Annotated in this window: 19 protein-coding genes and 1 riboswitch; of the genes, 16 read left to right on the top strand and 3 right to left on the bottom strand. The window is 64.4% G+C overall.

From position 1 onward, the window contains the following. The first annotated feature begins 90 nt into the window (after positions 1–90). The 3 genes from MC381_RS16475 (at position 91) to MC381_RS16465 (ending at position 2,041) form a co-directional block, all read left to right on the top strand. The gene (locus MC381_RS16475; RefSeq protein ID WP_251978847.1) at positions 91–1,005 is read left to right on the top strand and encodes an MBL fold metallo-hydrolase; all 915 of its coding nucleotides are present in this window, start codon (positions 91–93) and stop codon (positions 1,003–1,005) included. A gap of 89 nt (positions 1,006–1,094) precedes the next feature. Further along, positions 1,095–1,550, top strand: a complete 456-nt coding sequence (locus MC381_RS16470; RefSeq protein WP_251978846.1) for a YeeE/YedE family protein — start codon at positions 1,095–1,097, stop codon at positions 1,548–1,550. After that, positions 1,547–2,041: a DUF6691 family protein gene (locus tag MC381_RS16465; RefSeq protein ID WP_319022847.1), complete on the top strand. Its 495-nt coding sequence runs from the start codon at positions 1,547–1,549 to the stop codon at positions 2,039–2,041. Before MC381_RS16470 ends, MC381_RS16465 begins: the two co-directional genes overlap by 4 nt. On the opposite strand, the gene crcB is transcribed toward MC381_RS16465, so the two are convergent. Both crcB and MC381_RS16455 read right to left on the bottom strand, forming a co-directional pair. After that, positions 1,946–2,326: a fluoride efflux transporter CrcB gene (crcB, locus tag MC381_RS16460; RefSeq protein WP_251978845.1), complete on the bottom strand. Its 381-nt coding sequence runs from the start codon at positions 2,324–2,326 to the stop codon at positions 1,946–1,948. The genes MC381_RS16465 and crcB overlap by 96 nt on opposite strands. A gap of 102 nt (positions 2,327–2,428) precedes the next feature. Then, positions 2,429–2,514, bottom strand: a riboswitch (Fluoride riboswitch). A gap of 75 nt (positions 2,515–2,589) precedes the next feature. Next, positions 2,590–4,425 (bottom strand): sugar phosphorylase, encoded by a 1,836-nt coding sequence (locus MC381_RS16455; RefSeq protein WP_251978844.1) that lies wholly within the window; start codon positions 4,423–4,425, stop codon positions 2,590–2,592. 295 nt (positions 4,426–4,720) lie between these two features. Here MC381_RS16455 and nrdR point away from each other — a divergent pair, with 295 nt between their 5' ends. The 11 genes from nrdR to MC381_RS16400 all read left to right on the top strand — a co-directional run bounded on the left by nrdR (position 4,721) and on the right by MC381_RS16400 (position 15,293). Beyond that, the gene (nrdR, locus tag MC381_RS16450; protein WP_251978843.1) at positions 4,721–5,209 is read left to right on the top strand and encodes a transcriptional regulator NrdR; all 489 of its coding nucleotides are present in this window, start codon (positions 4,721–4,723) and stop codon (positions 5,207–5,209) included. A gap of 20 nt (positions 5,210–5,229) precedes the next feature. Beyond that, positions 5,230–6,375, top strand: a complete 1,146-nt coding sequence (gene ribD / locus MC381_RS16445) for a bifunctional diaminohydroxyphosphoribosylaminopyrimidine deaminase/5-amino-6-(5-phosphoribosylamino)uracil reductase RibD (protein ID WP_251978842.1) — start codon at positions 5,230–5,232, stop codon at positions 6,373–6,375. A 144-nt stretch (positions 6,376–6,519) separates the two neighbouring features. After that, positions 6,520–7,665 carry a bifunctional 3,4-dihydroxy-2-butanone-4-phosphate synthase/GTP cyclohydrolase II gene (gene ribBA / locus MC381_RS16440; RefSeq protein ID WP_251978841.1) on the top strand — a complete coding sequence of 382 codons (1,146 nt, stop codon included), beginning with the start codon at positions 6,520–6,522 and terminating at the stop codon, positions 7,663–7,665. Between the two features lie 167 nt (positions 7,666–7,832). Then, complete coding sequence (gene ribH / locus MC381_RS16435; RefSeq protein ID WP_251978840.1) at positions 7,833–8,315, top strand: 6,7-dimethyl-8-ribityllumazine synthase; 483 nt, start codon at positions 7,833–7,835, stop codon at positions 8,313–8,315. Further along, a complete protein-coding gene (gene nusB, locus MC381_RS16430; RefSeq protein WP_251978839.1) occupies positions 8,312–8,809 on the top strand; it encodes a transcription antitermination factor NusB in 498 nt (165 codons plus the stop codon). The genes ribH and nusB overlap by 4 nt, the downstream gene beginning before the upstream one ends. A gap of 1 nt (position 8,810) precedes the next feature. Then, positions 8,811–9,782, top strand: a complete 972-nt coding sequence (gene thiL, locus MC381_RS16425; protein ID WP_251978838.1) for a thiamine-phosphate kinase — start codon at positions 8,811–8,813, stop codon at positions 9,780–9,782. Continuing rightward, on the top strand, positions 9,779–10,252 hold the full coding sequence (locus tag MC381_RS16420) for a phosphatidylglycerophosphatase A family protein (RefSeq protein WP_251978837.1): 474 nt from the start codon (positions 9,779–9,781) through the stop codon (positions 10,250–10,252). Before thiL ends, MC381_RS16420 begins: the two co-directional genes overlap by 4 nt. A 142-nt stretch (positions 10,253–10,394) precedes the next feature. Then, positions 10,395–11,720 (top strand): DUF945 family protein, encoded by a 1,326-nt coding sequence (locus tag MC381_RS16415; protein ID WP_251978836.1) that lies wholly within the window; start codon positions 10,395–10,397, stop codon positions 11,718–11,720. 148 nt (positions 11,721–11,868) lie between these two features. Continuing rightward, positions 11,869–14,292 carry an endopeptidase La gene (lon, locus tag MC381_RS16410; RefSeq protein ID WP_251978835.1) on the top strand — a complete coding sequence of 808 codons (2,424 nt, stop codon included), beginning with the start codon at positions 11,869–11,871 and terminating at the stop codon, positions 14,290–14,292. Positions 14,293–14,369: 77 nt separating this feature from the next. Next, on the top strand, positions 14,370–14,573 hold the full coding sequence (locus MC381_RS16405) for a YajG family lipoprotein (RefSeq protein WP_251978834.1): 204 nt from the start codon (positions 14,370–14,372) through the stop codon (positions 14,571–14,573). Between the two features lie 102 nt (positions 14,574–14,675). Continuing rightward, the gene (locus MC381_RS16400; RefSeq protein ID WP_251978833.1) at positions 14,676–15,293 is read left to right on the top strand and encodes a LysE family translocator; all 618 of its coding nucleotides are present in this window, start codon (positions 14,676–14,678) and stop codon (positions 15,291–15,293) included. Between the two features lie 103 nt (positions 15,294–15,396). On the opposite strand, the gene MC381_RS16395 is transcribed toward MC381_RS16400, so the two are convergent. Continuing rightward, a complete protein-coding gene (locus MC381_RS16395; protein ID WP_251978832.1) occupies positions 15,397–16,164 on the bottom strand; it encodes an SDR family NAD(P)-dependent oxidoreductase in 768 nt (255 codons plus the stop codon). Positions 16,165–16,564: 400 nt separating this feature from the next. Between MC381_RS16395 and MC381_RS16390 the strand changes: the two genes are divergently transcribed. Next, positions 16,565–17,824, top strand: a complete 1,260-nt coding sequence (locus MC381_RS16390) for an acyltransferase family protein (protein WP_251978831.1) — start codon at positions 16,565–16,567, stop codon at positions 17,822–17,824. 117 nt (positions 17,825–17,941) lie between these two features. Continuing rightward, positions 17,942–18,988, top strand: a complete 1,047-nt coding sequence (locus MC381_RS16385; protein ID WP_251978830.1) for an oxidoreductase — start codon at positions 17,942–17,944, stop codon at positions 18,986–18,988. Positions 18,989–19,000 lie beyond the last annotated feature (12 nt).

Genomic DNA, 19,000 nt, shown 5'->3' with positions numbered 1-19,000 from the left:
TCGCCACACTTTGCATATTTGTAAAGAATCTAACGTTAGAACTTTTTCAGCGTTATCCTGATGAGATTCTTGTCAGACTCAGGAGTCAGCATGAAGACGTTCGCGCTCTCTCCCGGCGATGCGGCTCAGGGCCGTCCCGATGTCGCCGGCTTCTTCGATCCTCGGACGTTCAGCGTTCAGTATGTGGTCAGCGATCCCGCCACGAAGCAGTGTGTCATCATCGATCCGGTGCTCGACTACGATGAAAAGTCCGGTGCGACGGCGACACATCACGCCGATGAGCTGCTGGCTTATGTCGAGCGGCAGGAGTTCACGATCGTCTGGATTCTCGACACCCATCCCCACGCCGACCACTTCTCCGCTGCCGGTTATCTCCATGACAAAACCGGCGTGCCAACCGCCATCGGCCAGCCGGTGGTCGAGGTTCAGGCGCTGTGGAAGCAGATCTACAATTGGCCGGCGCTAGCGACTGACGGCAGCCAGTGGGATCGCCTGCTCAACGACGGCGAGACCCTGCCGCTAGGCGAGTTGACGGTGCGCGTCATGCATTCGCCGGGACACACGCTGGCCTCGGTCACCTACCTGATCGGCGATGCGGCTTTCGTTCACGATACGCTATTCCAGCCCGACTACGGCACGGCCCGCGCCGATTTTCCCGGCGGCAGTGCCCATCAGCTGTGGCACTCGATCCAGGCCATTCTGGCGTTACCCGACGAGACCCGCCTGTTTACGGGGCACGACTACATGCCCGAAGGGCGTGCACCGCAGTGGGAGAGCACGGTGCGCGAACAGCGCGACACGAACAAGCATGATCTTGGCGACGGCAGCGAGGCGACTTATGTCGAGCTGCGCCAGCGCCGCGATAGCGAACTGCCGATGCCGAAGCTGATTCTGCATGCGCTGCAGGTCAACGTCGACGGTGGCCGCCTGCCGGTACCAGAAAGCAACGGCAAGCGCTATCTCAAGATTCCGCTGGACGTGCTGGAGGGGGCGAGCTGGGATTAGGCGATGTGTATCCGGTTCGCTAGCCGGCGGGGGAGGGCGGTGACTGGTGCCATGACGACAAGATTGCCGAGGAAGGAGGCAGCGTCGTGATGCTCATAAGTGCTTTCAAGGGCCTGGTCGGTGGTTTTTCGATCGGCCTGTCGGCCATCGTGCTGATGGCGCTGATCGGCCGCATCGCCGGTATCAGCGGCATCGCCGCCGGTGCGCTGTTCGAGCGCGGTGGCGACCGCCGATGGCGACTCGCCTTCGTCGCCGGGGTGATCGCAGCGTCGCCGCTGCTGGCCCTCCTGGGGCTCGAGTGGGGCAACGTCGCTGCCGGGCCGGGGCGCCTGATCGGCGATCCGGTCCACGGGGTTGGCATCATGCTGGTTGCCGGTTTGCTGGTGGGGCTGGGTACCAGTATCGGCAGTGGCTGTACCAGCGGACACGGTGTCTGCGGACTGGCGCGGCTATCGCCACGCTCGATGGTGGCGACGGCGGTCTTCGTCGGTGTGGCTATGCTGACCGTCTTCCTGGTCCGGAACGTGGCGGGAGCCGGCGCATGATCGTGCTATCGGGGTTACTGGCCGGATTGCTGTTCGGGCTGGGGCTGATCCTCAGCGGCATGACCGACCCGGCGAGAGTGATCGGCTTTCTCGACGTCACGGGCGCCTGGGACCCGACGCTGATGTTCGTCCTCGGTGGCGCCGTGGTCACGACCTTCATCGGCTACCGCATGGTCTGGCGTCGAGGCCGGCCGCGCTTCGGCGCGCGCTTCCAACTGCCGAGCCGGCGCGACGTGGATGGCCGCCTTCTCGGCGGCGCCGTGCTGTTTGGCGTTGGCTGGGCGCTCTCCGGCTACTGCCCGGGGCCGGCGCTGGCGTCTCTCTCCGCGGCGAGCTGGCCGTTGGTCGGCTTCGTGGCAGCGATGATCCTCGGCTGGTGGCTGGCGCGACTCGGGTCAGCCGTGGCGCAGCCACCCGTAGCAGGCGATGCCGAGCATCGTCATGGCAAACGAGCCGATGACGTGGACGAGCGTTCCGATGAGCGCCCATAGCCAGCGTCCGCTCTGGATGGCACCGACCATCTCGGCGGAAAAGGTGGAAAAGGTGGTCAATGCGCCGAGCAGACCGGTCACGGCGAACAGTTTCCACTCGACGCTGAGCGAGGAATCCTGAAAGAAGCTCAGGGCAACGCCAATCAGCCAGGCGCCCGCCAGATTGGCGATCAACGTGCCGGGGGGGATGTGCAGGAAGGCGCCATTGTACTGGGCGCCTAGCCACCAGCGCAGATTGGCGCCGATGGCAGCACCGGCACTGATGGCGAGTATCGGGATCCACATGCTTGCAGTGTCCTTGTCTTGAGCATCGGGCGGGGTTGAGCTCACGCATGTCACCCCAGCCGTCGTGGTCGCTACAGCGACGACGGGCAGGGAAAACGGGCATCGTCGACAGGCATCATCAGCGCGGGGCGGTTCGCCGAGTCACCGGCGGGCGGTGCGGCGGGAGGCATGCCATCTCCCGGCGACAATTTACCGGCCCGGTCGACTGTGGGGCAAGTCGAGGGCCGCTCGCCAGCGGCCGGCGGGATGCCCGTGCCGCGTGGTCAGGGCTGAACGAGCCACAGGCTGCGGTAGGGGCGCAGGATGTCGCGCTCGTCCGGGTGCGGGCTCCAGGTCTTGCCGTCCTTGAGCACGTCGTACCACTCTCCCTCGTTCAACTCGGCGACCTCCAGCGGTTGGCGGGCATCGCTGATGTTGTAGATGGCGAGCAGACGACGTCCGTTGGCCAGGGGGCCACGTTCGATGGCGAAAATACCCGGAGGCGTGTCGAGCACGCGCTGTGGGGCTTCCGGGTGGAAGCAGGGTTCGTTGGCGCGAATGTTGAGGCGCCTTTTGAGCGAGGTAAACGCTTCGCGGGTCGGCGTGCTGCGGCTGTCGATCAGTTCGTCCAGCTCCTCTTTCGGCCAGCGGCGGCGGTTGATCGAACGCAGCTTGCCGCTACGTTCGACCCCACCGTGATCGTTGAGCGTCGCGGTCAGGGTGTGGAAGTAGACGCCGGGAATCCCCTGCAGGGCAAGCATCAGGTTCTGACTGCAGAGAAAGCGCTCGACCTGCCAGGCGTCGGCACCGCGTCTTGTGCCCTTCATGGCGTCGTAGTAGGTGATATTGATCTCGTAGGGCGCGTCGCTGCCGTCGGCATTGGTCTTCATGCTGACGTAGCCGCCGAAACGGTGCATCAGTTCGAGCAGAATCTCGAGTTCGTGCGGCGGAAGCAGCCCTTCCAGCGCGCGTACGCCGATGCCGTCGTGGCTCGCGGTGAAGTTGAAGTAGGTACAGCCCGGCGGCAGCTGCGGCAGCGAGCGCGCCCAGTCGCTGAGCACCGTGGCGTCGCCGCAGGTCAGCGTATGCACCAGCAGCGGCGGCAGCGTGAACTGATAGATCATGTGCGCTTCGTCGGGCATCTTGGACATCGCACGATCCGTGTCCGGCGTCTCGCCGTCCGGCCGGGTTTCAGGCTTTCCTTGGTCGTCGAGTCCGAGCCTTTCCAGGCCGAAATAGCTCATGTTCTCGTGGTGTGGCACGTTGGTTTCGGTAATCAACAGCGTGCCCGGTGCCATGAAGTCGAGAATCGCGCGTAGCAGGCGGACGATGGCGTGGGTCTGCGGCAGGTGAACGCAGGAAGTGCCGACTTCCTTCCAGAGATAGGTGATCGCGTCGAGACGGATGATCCGGGCCCCCTGCTGAACGTAGAACAGCAGGATCCCGATGAATTCGAGCAGTACGTCCGGATTGGCGAAGTTGAGATCGATCTGGTCCTCAGAGAACGTTGCCCAGAGGTGCCGGGTGCCGCGGCGAGTGGAGACCGGCACCAGCAGCGGGGAGTTGCGGGGACGGGTGACCATGGAGAGGTCCGTTTCCGGGTCCATCTCGATGAAGTAGTCGCGCCCCGGTTGGGTGCCGGAGAGGTAGTCGATGAACCACAGCGAATCACGCGAGACATGGTTGATCACCAGGTCGACCATCAGATCGACCCGGGAGGAGAGCCGACGGATATCCTGCCAGTCGCCGAGCGCCGGATTGACCTCGCGATAGTGGATCACCGAGAAGCCGTCGTCACTGCTCCAGGGAAAGAACGGCAACACATGCAGACCGCTGAAGGTGCCGTTGAGCCGAGTGGCGAGAAAGTCGTCGAGCACCTCCAGCGGCGGCCGTTCGCCATCGATGATGGTATCGCCGTAGGTGATCAGGATCTGGTCGCGCTCGCTCCATGTCGGACGGGGCAGTGTGTCGAGCGCACCTCGCTGGTGCATCAGCAGGGTCATCAGACGCCGCATGACCTCGTCCCGGCGTGGGCCGTAGACCTCCTCCAGCCGTGCATTGGCGCGTTCGATAAAGTCTTCTTCTGAGAGAGCAGGGTAGTTCGCGACACGACTGGGCATGGCAAGACGTTTCCTGATGCTGGGAGAGACAGGGCGACCGCACTGGCGCGGCGCGGACGAAGGCGACATGGGCCTCGAGTCAGCGAGCGGCGGGTGCGACCGGGTCGCTCGGCCGCATGGGGGAACCGGGCGGGAGCGAATCGATACTCTATCCTTGCAGAAGGCGGGCCAAGTTGAAAATCGCGCCGCGAAATTCGCGTATTTCCGGTATCTTGGGCAACCCGTTACACTACTAGCACAAGTTCACCCCGCCAGGCGCCCACGCGGGTCGCCGGCGCCGCCAGGTATTTGTCCGATGCACTGTCCATTCTGCGGTACGCATGACACCAAGGTCACCGACTCCCGGCTGGTCGCCGAGGGCGATCAGGTGCGTCGGCGACGTCAATGCGCGGCTTGTGGCGAGCGCTTCACGACCTACGAAACCGCAGAACTGGTCATGCCCAGGGTGATCAAGGGTGATGGTTCGCGCGAAAGCTTCGACGAGCAAAAAATGCGGGCTGGCATGTCGCTGGCGCTGGAGAAGCGCCCGGTCAGCGTCGAGTCGTTCGAGGCTGCGGTCGAGCGCATCCGGCAGCGGTTGCGCGCGCGCGGTGACCGCGAGGTGGAGGCTCGCGAGATCGGGGAGGAGGTCATGGAAATGCTCAAGCGGCTCGATCATGTTGCCTATATCCGCTTTGCCTCCGTCTATCGTCGCTTTCAGGATCTCGACGAATTTCGCGCCGAGATCGATCGCCTGGCTCAGGAACCCAGTGCCGAGCCCGACGAGGGGCGCGGCCACAATTAACCCTGTCCTGCCGAGTCGCCATGTCCGCCACCATCGACCCAACCACTGCTGAAGTCTGGATGAGCCGTGCCGTCAGGCTGGCGCATCGAGGCTGGTTCACCTGTGACCCCAATCCGCGGGTCGGCTGCGTCCTGGTCAAGGACGGCGTCATGGTCGGCGAAGGCTTTCACGCCCGTGCCGGCGAGCCGCATGCCGAGATCCATGCCCTGCGCGCCGCCGGCGATGCCGCTCGCGGGGCCACCGCCTATGTGACGCTGGAACCCTGCTCCCATACCGGTCGTACCGGCCCCTGCTGCCAGGCTCTGATCGACGCCGGCGTGGCTCGCGTGGTGGCGGCGATGGAGGACCCTAACCCGCAGGTCTCCGGGCGAGGTTTCGCGCGACTGCGCGAGGCGGGGATCGACGTCGAGGTCGGCTGTCTCGAGACGGCGGCGCGGGCACTCAACCCCGGATTCATCCGGCGCATGCGTGACGGCCTGCCCCAGGTCACGTTGAAGATGGCCATGAGCCTCGACGGCCGTACGGCCATGGCCAGCGGCGAATCGCAATGGATTACCGGTAGCCCTGCGCGACGCCAGGTACAGCGGCTGCGCGCGGCGGCCAGCGCGGTGATGACCGGCGTGGAGTCGATCATCTTCGATGATTCGCGATTGACCGTGCGCGCTGAGCAGCTCGGGCTCGAGGACGCCGAGACGATCGCGCGACGCCAGCCGCTGCGCGTGGTGCTCGACAGCCACCTGCGCATGCCGTTGGCCGCGGCCTGCCTGAGCGAGCCCGGCCGCACGCTGGTGTTCACCCTGCAGGACGAGCGCGCGCCGCGCTGGCAGAAGCTGGTCGAGGCGGGGGCCGAACTGGTGGCAATGCCGGCGAATCAAGAGGGGCGCGTGGCGTTCGCCGCGGTGCTGCGCTATCTCGCCTCGCGAGAGGCGTGCAACGAGGTGCTGGTGGAGACTGGTGCCACGTTGGCCGGGGCGCTGCTGGAGGCCGGCTGTATCGATCGGCTCGAGCTTTTCGTCGCTCCGACGTTGCTCGGCGGCGAGGCGCGGCCGCTGTTTGCGCTGCCGGGGCTCGAGACCATGAGCCAGCAGCGCCGACTCGAGATCGAGGATATCCGGGCGCTGGGTGAGGACTGGCACATTCGCGCTCGGCCGGTGCGCCACGAGTGAAGACGGTTGCCGCGACGCGCGACATCGACGGCGCTTTCCGTCGCGCTTGGCCGACAGTGGCGTCCGCGTCTTCCGACAGGTAGTCTGTGGCGCATCGAAGCCTGCGGCTTCAAGTGAACGGCGGTTTCCGTGGATGAATCAGCAATGACGACAGCGCAATCGACCCAGCTGGCCAGCATCGAGACGCTGGTCGAGGAGATCCGTCAGGGCCGTATGGTGATCCTGATGGACGATGAGGATCGCGAGAACGAAGGCGACATCATCATGGCGGCCGAGTGCGTCGAGGCCAGCCACATCAATTTCATGGCCCGGCATGCGCGTGGGCTGATCTGCCAGCCGATGAGTCGCGAACGCTGCGAGCAGCTAAACCTGCCGCTGATGGTCTCCGACAACGGCTCCGGCTACGGCACCAAGTTCACCGTGTCGATCGAGGCGGCGCGCGGGGTTTCGACCGGCATATCGGCCGCGGATCGTGCGTTGACGGTTCGCGCCGCGGCCGCGCGTGACGCACGGCCTGAAGATGTCGTGCAGCCCGGCCATATCTTTCCGCTGATGGCGGAGCCGGGCGGCGTGCTGCGTCGCGCCGGCCACACCGAAGCCGCCTGCGACCTGGCGTCGATGGCTGGCTTCCAGGCCAGCGGCGTGATCTGCGAGATCATGAACGACGACGGCAGTATGGCGCGCCGGCCGGAGCTCGAGCGCTTTGCCGCCGAACACGACATCAAGATCGGCACCATTGCCGACCTGATCCATTACCGCATGCTCAACGAGCGCACCGTCGATGCTGTCGAGCAGACGCCGGTGGAAACCGCCTTCGGCGACATGCTTCTGCACGTCTTCCACGACCGCATTCAGGACACGCATCATCTGGCTCTGGTCAAGGGCTCGCCGCGTGCCGATGAGCCGACGACCGTGCGCGTGCATGGCGGCGATACGCTGCGGGATCTGCTGGCGCTGTGTCGCGGTGATAGCCACTGGACCGCGTATACTGCGCTGGCGGAGATCGGCCATGCCGAGGCGGGGGTCTTCGTGCTGCTCGGTGATTCCCGCCCGCAGGGTGACTTCAAGCACCAGCTGGATGTGCTGATGGGTCGTCGTCCGCCGCCACGCTCGAGCGATTCCGACGGTGCCGGCAACTTCTTGTCCATCGGCACCGGTGCGCAGATCCTGCGTCAGCTCGGTGTCGGCAAGATGCGACTGCTGAGCTCGCCCTGGCGATTTTCGGCGCTCTCCGGCTTTGGCCTCGAAGTGGTCGAATTGGTCGGCGGGGACGCGCAGCACTCGGCCTGAACACCCAGGGCCTGGCATCCAAATACTCCCGTGACCGGTCGGCCGTGGTAAGATGGCCGGCTTCGCGCGCCGAGCGCCACGCTCCGGCGCCGGTCAACAAAGTCTGAATTATCGTGCGCCCCGTTCGATTCCCGCGGAATCTGGCGCAGTGACTCCGGAACCCGACAATGCAACCGATCGCTCAACTGGAAGGTCAGTTCACCGACGTCGACGGGCGCTACGCCATCGTCGTTGGCCGTTTCAATCACCATGTCGTCGACAGCCTCGTCGAAGGCGCCGTCGACAGCCTGATGCGTCACGGTGTCAGTGAAGAGAACATCGAACTGATCCATGTTCCCGGCGCCTGGGAACTGCCGCTGGCGGTCAAGCGCGTGCTGCAGGTATCGCGGCCCGACGCCGTCGTCGCACTGGGCGCAGTCATCCGCGGCGGTACGCCGCATTTCGAGTATGTCGCCGGCAACTGCAATTCATCGCTCAGCTCGCTGCAGCTCGAATTCGACACGCCGATCGCCAATGGCGTATTGACGGTCAACTCGATCGACCAGGCCGTTGAACGTGCCGGCACCAAGGCCGGCAACAAGGGGACCGAAGCAGCGATGGCGGCCATGGAAATGGTCTCGCTGTGCAAGCGTCTGGGAGGTGAAGGATGAGCGCGTCACGTCAACCGACCCCGGCCCAGGAGTCACGCCGCGCCGCGCGCGAGCTGGCCGTGCAGGGACTCTATCAGTGGCAGATGACCGGCAAGTCGATTACCTCGGTCGAGGCGGAGTTCCGCGCGCAGATCGCCGACGAGGATCTCGAGGATCACGAGAACTGGCACAAGGTGATGCAGATCGCCGACCAGGCGCTGTTCCACGACCTGCTGACCAATACCGCGCGCCACCAGGCTGAGGTCGATCGTACCATTGCGCCGCTGCTCGACCGTCGCCTGGAGGATCTCGATCGTATCGAGCTGGCCATCCTGCGTCTCGGGGCCTATGAACTCGGTTATCGCCCCGAGGTACCCTATCGCGCGGTGATCAACGAGGGCGTCGAGCTGGCCAAGATTTTCGGTGCCACCGATGGTCACAAGTACGTTAACGGCATTCTCGACAAGCTCGCTTCCCGTCTTCGGGGAGCCGAGGTCGCCGCTCGTCGTCACTGACATGACTCGCCCTGCGTTGAGCGAATTCGAGTTGATTGCCCGCTACCTGTCGCGTCCGGTGACGCCAGGGCGCGACGATGTCGTCGTCGGCAACGGCGATGACTGCGCCGTGCTCGCGCCCACGCCCGGCCAGCAGTTGGCGATCAGCGTCGACACCTCGGTCGCCGGTGTCCATTTCCCGCCCGATGCGCCAGCGCAGGCCATCGGGCATCGTGCGTTGGCCGTGGCTCTGAGCGACCTTGCCGCGATGGGGGCGACGCCGCGCTGGTGTTGCATGGCGTTGACGTTGCCTGCGGTCGAGCCAGCGTGGCTCGAGGCTTTTGCCGAAGGGTTCCGGGCGCTGGCGACACGCACCGGCTGCGAGTGGATCGGGGGCGACGTCACCCGTGGCGAGCTCTCGATCGGGGTGACCGTCCACGGAGAGCTGCCGGCTGGCAGCGCGCTGCGTCGCGGCGGGGCCCGGACGGGCGACATGATTGCCGTGACTGGCTATCCCGGTCGTGCCGCTGCCGGCCTCGAGCGCTGGCAGGCGGGAGAACGCGATGAGTCGCATCCGCTGCTGGGCGCCTATCTGCGTCCCGAGCCTCGGCTTGGGGTCGGCGAGGCGCTACGCGGGCTAGTCCACAGTGCTATCGACCTCTCCGATGGTCTGCTGGCCGATCTGCGCCATCTGCTCAAGGCATCCGGCGTCGGTGCGCAGCTCGATCTCGAGGCACTGCCGCTGGCCACGCCGTTGAAGGCGACCCTCGAGCTCGAGGCGGTGCGGCAGCGGGTGCTGACCGGCGGTGACGATTACGAACTGCTGGTCACGCTCGACCCGGCCGATTTCGACGAGGCGCAGCAACGCCTCAACGCGCTCCAACTGCCGCTGACCCCCATCGGACGCGTGGTGGCGGACGCCGGGATTCAAGGTCTGCCAGCGCACTATGCGATCGGCGGCGGCTGGGACCACTTCGCGGAGAAGGCAACATGAATCGCGCGCCCTCCAGCGTCTGGCGACGGCCGACACACTTTCTCGCCTTCGGGCTGGGTAGCGGGGCGGTTCCCTTCGCGCCCGGTACCTTCGGCACGCTCGCGGCGATTCCGTTCTACTGGCTGCTCTCCGGCCTGTCGCTCTCTCTCTATCTGGGGTTGATGGGCGTTGCGACGCTGGTCGGTATCTGGCTGTGCGAGACCACCTCGCGAGACCTGGGGGTACACGACCACTCGGGTATCGTCTGGGACGAGTTCGTCGGCTACTGGCTGACGATGGCCGCCGTGCCGTTTTCGTGGGAGGCGGCGCTGTGGGGGTTCGTGGTCTTCCGCGTGTTCGACATCATCAAGCCATGGCCGATCCGCTGGGTCGATCGCCGGGTGGCCGGTGGTGTGGGCATCATGTTCGACGACATCCTGGCCGGCGTCTATGCGTGGTGCACGATGCACTTGTGGTTCTGGCTCCACTAGGTTTTCCCTGAGCCCGGGCCCGGGCCCGGGCCAGGCGGGAACGTTTCTCTCTCGATTGCCAACAAAACGGCCTCCCAAGTCGGGGTCGATACCCGGATCTGACAGCGATACTCAACCGCTCAAGTGAATGAAGGAAGACAGCATGCGCAAGTGGATTGGCGCCGGTATCGGTGTGGTTGTCGTGGCCGGGGTCGGCTATCTGGGGGCCCAGGTCTACGCGAGCCAGCGCTTCGAATCCGAAGTCGAAGCGCTGGTGGCGCGTCTTGATGCCAGCCCGGCGTGGGAGGTCACGCGGGAGGACATCGAGGAAGGGTGGTTTCACTCCAGCGGTCGTCTCGAGGCGCGCTATCGTATCCCGCTCGAGACGGGCAAGCCGCTGCGTGTCGAGCTTCCCTACGAGGCGGCGCACGGACTGCTCGAGACCGATTTCTCCGGTGAAGCGCAGATCTTCAGCGGCGAAGAGATGCTGTTCGGCGATGTGCTGGATAGCGAGGCGCCGGCGACCTGGCACGGGCGCTTCCTGACGCGGGAGACGCGACTGGATGGCGTGCTCGAGCTACCTGCCTTCTCGCAGACTGTCACTTTGCCGGGCAGCGAATTTGCCGGTGAAGTCGTGCCGCCCCGGGAGGCGCAGCTGGATTTCGATGGCATGACGCTGAATATCGGCCAGGTCGACGGCGAACTGCAGTTCGATGGCCAAGCGCCAAGCCTGCAGATGAGCGACGACACGTCGGTCATCCGGTTGCAGGGCAATACGCTGAGCGGACGCTATCGGGGCAATGATGAGGCATTCGAACAGACCGTGGCGATGACTGCGGCGACCATGACCGTGACGCCGATCGGCAATCCAAGCGTCGTCTTCAAGGATGTCCGCTACGCGGCTTCGGCGACGCTGGATGCCGATCAGTTGGTCGTGCATCTCAGCAACCAGATCGGCGATACCCGGGTTCAGGACCAGTCGGTATTCAGCGGCGGGGCTGAGGTCACGTTGGATCGGGTCGATGGCGATGCCTATCGCGAGTTCGCTGCCGAACTGGAAAGCCAGGTCGGTGCGATCCAGTCGGCCGCCGAGGCCGAGGATGATGCTGCCATGCGCGAGGCTGTCGCACCGCTGCGCGACCCGGCGATGGCCATGCTGGCCGGTTCGCCGCGTCTGTCGCTCGATCGGCTCACGCTCGATAGCAACATGCTTGGCGTGAAGAGCCATGCCGAAGGCGTGCTGACGTTCCAGGGAGAGGATCTCTCGCAGCTGGATACCGACACCTTGGATGAGACGGCGCTGGCACGCGAAGTCCTGAGTCGTCTCGAGGGGCAGTTTCGCCTGACGGGGGCGCCGTCGATGCTGATGATGTATCTCGGCTTGCCGCTCACTGACGATGCCCTGCAGGTCAAACTGTCCGACGGCATACTCCGGGTCAACGGCCAGCAGGTCCCGCTGATGACACTGCTCTTGCCTGCCGACGACTGAGCATTGTCTCTCTGCACGCAGCGGCCGGACCGAGAGGTCCGGCCGCTGCGTTTTTAGCCCCGCGATAGACCACCGACTTGAACTCTCGTGCCTGTGCCCACATCCCTTGATCATTCGGCCAGATTCGGCCATCGACTCAGGGTGAATGATGAGTGATCACAACCGGGATTCCACGGACTACTTCGATGCCAACCATGAGGCGCTAGACGCCGATCAGGCCCCCGGCCAGTCCGGGGCCGTTGTGCCGTCCGGCGAGTATCTGCCGGAGCGCATCTATCTGTTGCCCATCCATAATCGCCCCTTCTTCCCCGCCCAGGTGCAGCCGCTGATCATTCAGCGCCAGCGCTGGGAGGAGACGATGGCGCGCGTTGCCAACACGCCGCATCACATGGTCGGCGTGGCCTTCGTCGGTGACGTGGGCGTCGACGAGCTGAGTCCCGGCAGCTTTCCCGAGATCGGTACCGCGGTGAAGGTGCATCGGGCGCAGAACGAAGAGCAGCAGATCCAGTTCATCGCGCAGGGCAAGCGACGCTTCCGCATTCACCGCTGGCTTTCCAAGACGCCGCCCTATCTGGTCGAGGTTTCCTATCCGCGCGAGCCGGTGGACGCCGAGGCCGAGGAAGCGCGTGCCTATGCCATGTCCCTGATCAATGGCATCAAGGAGCTGCTACCGATCAACCCGCTCTACGGCGAGGAGCTGAAGAGTTATCTCAATCGGTTCAGCCCGCATGAGCCCGGGCCGTTGACCGACTTTGCGGCCGCCATTACGTCAGCCAAGGGTCGCGAGCTGCAGGGTGTGCTCGAAACGCTACCGATCATGGACCGGATGCAGAAGGTGCTGCCGCTGCTGCGCAAGGAGATCGAGGTCGCGCAACTGCAGAATCAGATCAGCGAGCAGGTCAACTCGCAGATGCAGGAGCGCCAACGCGAATTCTTCCTGCGCGAACAGCTCAAGGTCATTCAGAAAGAGTTGGGGATCTCCAAGGACGATCGCGAGAGCGACGTCGATACCTTCCGTGCCCGCCTGGCGCCGCTCGAGGTTCCAGCGCGTGTTCAGGAACGCATCGATGACGAGTTGAACAAGCTCTCGGTCCTCGAGACCGGCTCGCCGGAGTACGGCACGACACGCAATTACCTTGACTGGCTGACGTCGCTGCCATGGGGCATCACGTCCGAAGATCAGCTCGATCTGAAGCGCGCGCGAGGCGTACTCGACCGGGACCACGACGGCCTCTCCGACGTCAAGGAACGTATCGTCGAGTTTCTGGCCGAAGGTGCGTTCAAGGGCGACGTCGGCGGGTCGATCGTACTGCTTGTCGGCCCGCCCGGCGTCGGCAAGACCTCGGTCGGGCGTTCCATCGCCGAGGCGCTGGGACGCAAGTTCTACCGTTTTTCGGTTGGCGGCATGCGTGACGAGGCGGAGATCAAGGGGCATCGGCGAACCTACATCGGCGCCATGCCCGGCAAGCTGGTCCAGGCTTTGAAGGAGGTCGAGGTCGAAAACCCGGTGATCATGCTCGACGAGATCGACAAGATGGGGCAGTCGTTCCAGGGGGACCCCGCCTCCGCGCTGCTCGAGGTGCTCGATCCGGAGCAGAACGTCGATTTCCTCGATCACTATCTCGACGTGCGACTGGATCTTTCCAAGGTGCTGTTCGTGTGTACCGCCAACCAGCTCGACACGATCCCGCCGGCCTTGCTCGATCGCATGGAACAGATTCGCTTGTCCGGTTACATCGCCGAAGAGAAGGTCGCGATCGCCAAGCATCACCTATGGCCGAAACTGCTGAAGCGCGACAACATCCCGAAGAAGCGGATCAACCTGACCGATGCGGCGCTTAAACAGGTGATCGAGGGCTATGCCCGCGAGGCGGGCGTGCGCCAGCTTGAGAAGCAGTTGCACCGCATCGTGCGCAAGGCGGCGGTCAAGCTGCTGGAGAACGATCAGGCCACGGTCAAGGTGTCGGTCAACAACCTGGAGGATTTCCTGGGTGCACCGCTGTTCCGTAAGGAAAAAGTGCTGAAAGGCGTGGGCGTCGTGACAGGCCTGGCGTGGACCGCCATGGGCGGTGCCACGTTGCCGGTCGAGGCGTCCAAGGTTCACGCACTGACACGCGGCTTCAAACTGACCGGCAAGCTCGGCGAGGTGATGCAGGAGTCGGCCAATATCGCCTACAGCTACACGCTGGGCCATCTTGGTGAATACGGTGCCGATCCGGATTTCTTCAACGAGGCGTTCGTACACCTACACGTGCCGGAAGGCGCCACGCCCAAGGATGGCCCCTCGGCGGGGGTGACCATGACCACGGCGCTGATGTCGCTGGCGAAGAATCAGGGTGTCGATCGTCCGCTGGCGATGACCGGCGAGCTGACCCTCACCGGTCAGGTGCTCCCCGTCGGCGGTATCCGCGAGAAGGTAATCGCGGCACGCCGTAGCGAGATCTTCGAGCTGATTCTGCCGGACGCCAACAAGCGCGATTACGACGAGCTGCCGGACTACCTGAAGGCGGGCATGACCGTGCATTTCGCCAAGGTCTATCAGGATGTGGCGCGCGTCGTTTTCGGTCGTTAAGCCTCGAGAAGGTGCCGGCGTGGTAGGCTTGGGTAGAAGCCGGCGTCATGACCGGTGCCATCGATGAGGAACATGACATGTCAGGAAAGACCGCGATAACGCGCTCGCGCCGCTGCCTTGCCGTGACCGGCACGCTGCTGGCGGTAGCCCTACTGAGTGCCTGCAGTTACACGCCGGCACGGATCGACCCGGAGCCGCCGGTCGTCATCGGGGATGGAGATCATCGCCATGGCAACGGCGACTTCTGCCCTCCCGGGCAGGCCAAGAAAGGTAACTGCTGACCGAATCTCCCGTCTCGGTCATCGGAAAGACGGCAGCGCACTTGCGCTGCCGTTTTCGTTGGCGGGACAATTCACGCCTGCCGTTACTGCCGGAGAGAGTGCATGGCTCCCGAGAGTGCCGCGACCTACCTGTTGGCCATTTTCCTGTTCGCGATCACGCCCGGGCCGGGCGTCTTCGCGCTGATCGCCCGCGGCATGAACGGAGGCTTTCGCCAGTGTCTGCCGATGATTCTCGGCATGACACTGAGTGACGTCATCTATCTGGTGCTGGCGAGCGTCGGCTTGGCCGCCATGGCCACGCACTGGAGCGCGGTCTTCGAGGTGATTCGCGTCGCCGGAGCGCTCTATCTGGGTTATCTGGGCTGGAAACTCTGGCGGGCGCCGGCGACGCCGGCACAAGGGGAGGGCGGTGCCGCCGTCGGTGGCTTCTGGCAAGGTGGTCTGCAGGGCTTTCTGATCTCTGCGTCCAACCCGAAGGTGATTCTCTTCTACATTGCCTTTCTGCCGACTTTTATCGATCTGGGACGTCTGAGTGGCGCGTCGCTCTCTCTGGTGGTGTTCCTGACCGTTGCAGGGTTGGCCGCGGGACTGGGGCTGGTCGCCGGCAGTGCGGCGCGCGCTCGGCGTCTGTTTCGCTCCGCGCGGGCGCAGCGTCGGCTCAATCGTGGGGCGGGTTCACTGATGATCGGCGCGGGCGCCTGGCTGATCGCCAAGGCTTGAGGCAGCGCCCGTGCAGTCTGCCTGTCATGGATCTCCTGGTCGCTGATCAGAGACGCCGGCAGTCAGCGCGGGGCCGGCGTCTCTCGCAGGTTTCGAGACCGGCTCAGTCCCGGTCGATATTCAGCCCCGACCAGGACTGGCAGACGGGCATCAGCTCCAGGCGATTGATGTTGAGATGGGGCGGCAGCGTTGCCGCATGGTGCACCTGCTCGGCGACATCCTCCGGCTGGATCGGCTCGACGCCGCCATAGAGGCGGTCATGAGCGCTCTGATCGCCCTTCATCCGTACCAGCGTGAATTCGGTTTCGGCCATGCCGGGGCCGATATCCGTCACGCGCACGCCGGTTCCCTTCAAGTCGCAGCGCAGATTGTAAGAGAACTGATTGACGAAGGCCTTGGAGGCGCCGTAAACGTGGCTGCCCGGATAGGGCCACAGCGCGGCGGTCGAACTGATATTGATAATGGCAGCGCCGCGGCCGACCTCGATCAGCGTTGGCAGTAGGGTCCGGGTGACGTTGACGAGACCGGTCACGTTGGTATCGATCACCGTTTGCCAGTCGTCCAGATCGGCTTCCTGCGCCGGACCAGCGCCCAGAGCCAGGCCGGCGTTGTTGAGCAGTACCCGGACCTGACGAAACGCAGGAGGCAGCGCCTCGACGACGGCCGCGACGGCACCGCGGTCGCGGACGTCGAGTTCGGCGACGTGAACGGGCACTTTGTCTTCCAGCTCGCGCTGCAGGGCGTCGAGACGCTCGCGACGCCGGCCAGTCAGAACGAGAGCCCAGCCGGCTTCGGCGAAACGATGCGCGCAGGCCTGGCCGAATCCCGACGTGGCGCCGGTGATGAAAATGACGGGGGGATGCGAAGTCATGCGAATTCCTTCAAATGCGAGAGTCGGGATGGCGTCCGTGAGGTGAGGCAGGCGGGTACGTCGGCCAGCGATGCCGCTCACGATCATCAAGATAGCTCACGTCGCGTGCGGCAAGGCGTGAGTGAGTGTCGCGATTTGCCGACAATGCCTCAGTGTTCGTGTAAAACCGCGTGATTCCTCGAAAATAACCGTGCTTCCGATTGCCGTTCGATTACACTTTTCGGACAGTTGGATGACGGTGGCGGTCGGCGCGCACCGGCCCATGCCCCGCTTTCCCGCACGCGTTTCCCTCTCATCTTTGTCTGATATGTCGATGCCTGTTCGGGGGTGTCCGCGGTGGCATGGTCGATATCCGGTGTCCGGGCAGTGCTGCTGTCCGACCCAGGAAGGAGTTGGCGACATGACCACAAAGAAGCAACGTTACTACGGCCTGGAATGGCTGCGTTTTCTGATGGCGCTGTGGATGGTCGTCTATCACTTCGGCGGTATCTACGGCGACATGCCGGCGCTGCTGCGTAGCTTTATCGGGATGGGGTTCTTCGCCACCAGCACCTTCTTCATGCTGTCCGGTTTCCTGCTGGCACATGTGGCGTTGGATCATGCCGGCGAGATGAAGCAGCGGGGGCCACTGTTCGTGGCTCGGCGGCTATGCAATCTCTATCCCATTCACGTCATCACGCTGCTGCTGGCGCTGGGGCTGCAACTGCTGCAATACCCCATCAACCCGGAAGGGGTGCATGTCTACTTCAACACGCATCCTTACTTTCCTCTGGATGCCGAAGCCCGGTCGCTGTTTGCCGAGCGGCTATCCTGGCCGTCGGCGCTCAAGCATATCGCGCTGCAGCTGACGCTACTGCAAGCGTGGGAGCCGCGCTTTCTGTGGCTCAACGGCGCCTCTTGGTCGATCTCCGCGCTGCTGTTCTTCTATGCTGTCTTCCCTTGGCTGGCGCCGCGTCTGATGCGTATCCAGCGTTGGGGGCTTGTGCTGTGCGGTGTGTGGGGGCTCTACGCCCTGGGGCCGTTGCTGGCCACGCTGTGCGGGGCGTTCGATCATGTCACGGTGGGCGTTCTGCATCGTAATCCGCTGTTTCGTCTGCCAGAGTTTCTGGCCGGTGTGCTGCTCTATCGGGCGCTGCAATCCGCGTGGATTGCCGATGCCTTGCGCCGGTTTCGTTATCCGCTGATGGCATTGGGGCTATGCGGCATCCCGGTCGGCGTATGGCTTCTGAAGGTCGACGGTCTGCATTTCTACTACTTGACCCACAATGGCCTGCTGATGCCGTTCCAGGCACTGGTGCTGCTCTCGGCAACCGCGTTCGCGGCCCCTCGCCATGCCGGTGTCCGTCACTGGGCGAGGCGCCTGGGCGAATCGGCACTGTGCATCTTCGCATTGCACACCCCGTTGATCGGCCCCAGTGCCCGCGCGACGCGCTGGCTGCTGGCACAGTGGGGAACCGCCGATCTGGTGGCGGGAACGACGCGGGTCATGATTCCGCTCTGGACGCTGGCGTTTCATCTGACGCTGATTGTCCTGCTGGCCCTGCTGATGCAGCGCTTCGTGGTCGCTCCGATTCGCCACTGGCTCGAAGCCCGATTGCCCGAGCCGGTGGCGCCTGCCGAATCACGTATGTCATTGAAAACGCGAACCACGACCTCGTGACTTGCGCGAGTTTGCGTCATGAAAGGAGAAGTTGGGTTATTCTAGAACGCGTCGGTCGGAGGCGGCTTCCGCCCGCCGAGAGGAAACGACCTAGAACTGACCGCGAAGGGATAACGCATGAAGGGAGTCATACGTGTAGGGATTATCGGCTACGGCATGGCGAGCAAACGCTTCCATGCGCCGTTGGTTCAGGCACAGGAAGGGCTGTCGCTGACCGCGATCGCTAGTCGAGACGCGAGTAAGGTGCGTGCCGATTGGCCCGATGTGCCGGTCGAGCCGACGCCGGAGGCGCTGCTGGCGCGGGAAGATATCGATCTCGTCGTCATCCCCACGCCCAACGCGACCCACTACGAGCTGGTCAGCGCCGCCCTGGCCGCCGGCAAACATGTGATCGTCGACAAGCCGTTTACGGTGAGTGTGGCAGAGGCCGAAAAGCTCTGCCTGCAGGCGATCGAGGCCAAACGTCTGCTGTCCGTGTTCCACAATCGCCGCTGGGACGCCGACTTCCTGACCGTACGCAATCTGCTCGATCGCCAGACGCTCGGGCAAGTGGTCCATCTCGAGTCACATTTTGACCGTTTTCGCCCCGACGTGGCTCAGCGCTGGCGGGAAGACCCCGCACCGGGCGCCGGCATCTGGTTCGATCTTGGCGCGCACCTGGTCGATCAGAGTCTGGTGCTGTTCGGCAAGCCCGAGTCGATCTGGCTGGACCTCGCCGAGCAGCGCGAGGGAGCGCAGGTCGATGATTACTTCCATGCCATGCTGCGCTATGGCGAGCGCCGCGTGGTGCTGCATGCCGGTACGCTGGTGGCGGCGCCCGGGGCGCGTTTCACCATTCACGGCACGCGCGCCAGCTACGTCAAGCACGGCCTGGACCCGCAGGAAGACATGCTCAAGCGTGGCGATCGTCTGCCGTCGCCCCACTGGGGCGAGGACTGGCGCCATGGCATGCTGACGATCGGTCATGTGCGCGAGGGCAGTCAGCCCGAGCTTCACGAGGTGCCGACGCTGCCGGGTGACTATCTCGCCTACTACACCGGCGTGCGCGATGCGATCCTCGGTCGCGCGCCGCTACCGGTGACCGCCGAACAGGCACTCGACGTGATGCGCCTGCTCGAAGCCGGCCTCAAGAGCGCCGAGTCGGGGCAAACCATCACGCTCTGAGGCCGCCGTGAG

Origin of the sequence: Salinicola avicenniae (assembly GCF_023736115.1) — a bacterium.
Lineage (GTDB): Bacteria > Pseudomonadota > Gammaproteobacteria > Pseudomonadales > Halomonadaceae > Salinicola > Salinicola avicenniae.
The sequence above is the reverse complement of the archived record's forward strand: the minus strand, read 5'-3'. Positions and strand labels throughout refer to the sequence as shown.

What these genes read in the sequence shown, in the direction of transcription:
- MC381_RS16475 (WP_251978847.1), top strand. Translation starts at nt 91, where the DNA reads ATGAAGACGTTCGCGCTCTCTCCCGGCGATGCGGCTCAGGGCCGTCCC.
- MC381_RS16470 (WP_251978846.1), top strand. Translation starts at nt 1,095, where the DNA reads ATGCTCATAAGTGCTTTCAAGGGCCTGGTCGGTGGTTTTTCGATCGGC.
- MC381_RS16465 (WP_319022847.1), top strand. Translation starts at nt 1,547, where the DNA reads ATGATCGTGCTATCGGGGTTACTGGCCGGATTGCTGTTCGGGCTGGGG.
- crcB (WP_251978845.1), bottom strand. Translation starts at nt 2,326, where the DNA reads ATGTGGATCCCGATACTCGCCATCAGTGCCGGTGCTGCCATCGGCGCC.
- MC381_RS16455 (WP_251978844.1), bottom strand. Translation starts at nt 4,425, where the DNA reads ATGCCCAGTCGTGTCGCGAACTACCCTGCTCTCTCAGAAGAAGACTTT.
- nrdR (WP_251978843.1), top strand. Translation starts at nt 4,721, where the DNA reads ATGCACTGTCCATTCTGCGGTACGCATGACACCAAGGTCACCGACTCC.
- ribD (WP_251978842.1), top strand. Translation starts at nt 5,230, where the DNA reads ATGTCCGCCACCATCGACCCAACCACTGCTGAAGTCTGGATGAGCCGT.
- ribBA (WP_251978841.1), top strand. Translation starts at nt 6,520, where the DNA reads ATGACGACAGCGCAATCGACCCAGCTGGCCAGCATCGAGACGCTGGTC.
- ribH (WP_251978840.1), top strand. Translation starts at nt 7,833, where the DNA reads ATGCAACCGATCGCTCAACTGGAAGGTCAGTTCACCGACGTCGACGGG.
- nusB (WP_251978839.1), top strand. Translation starts at nt 8,312, where the DNA reads ATGAGCGCGTCACGTCAACCGACCCCGGCCCAGGAGTCACGCCGCGCC.
- thiL (WP_251978838.1), top strand. Translation starts at nt 8,811, where the DNA reads ATGACTCGCCCTGCGTTGAGCGAATTCGAGTTGATTGCCCGCTACCTG.
- MC381_RS16420 (WP_251978837.1), top strand. Translation starts at nt 9,779, where the DNA reads ATGAATCGCGCGCCCTCCAGCGTCTGGCGACGGCCGACACACTTTCTC.
- MC381_RS16415 (WP_251978836.1), top strand. Translation starts at nt 10,395, where the DNA reads ATGCGCAAGTGGATTGGCGCCGGTATCGGTGTGGTTGTCGTGGCCGGG.
- lon (WP_251978835.1), top strand. Translation starts at nt 11,869, where the DNA reads ATGAGTGATCACAACCGGGATTCCACGGACTACTTCGATGCCAACCAT.
- MC381_RS16405 (WP_251978834.1), top strand. Translation starts at nt 14,370, where the DNA reads ATGTCAGGAAAGACCGCGATAACGCGCTCGCGCCGCTGCCTTGCCGTG.
- MC381_RS16400 (WP_251978833.1), top strand. Translation starts at nt 14,676, where the DNA reads ATGGCTCCCGAGAGTGCCGCGACCTACCTGTTGGCCATTTTCCTGTTC.
- MC381_RS16395 (WP_251978832.1), bottom strand. Translation starts at nt 16,164, where the DNA reads ATGACTTCGCATCCCCCCGTCATTTTCATCACCGGCGCCACGTCGGGA.
- MC381_RS16390 (WP_251978831.1), top strand. Translation starts at nt 16,565, where the DNA reads ATGACCACAAAGAAGCAACGTTACTACGGCCTGGAATGGCTGCGTTTT.
- MC381_RS16385 (WP_251978830.1), top strand. Translation starts at nt 17,942, where the DNA reads ATGAAGGGAGTCATACGTGTAGGGATTATCGGCTACGGCATGGCGAGC.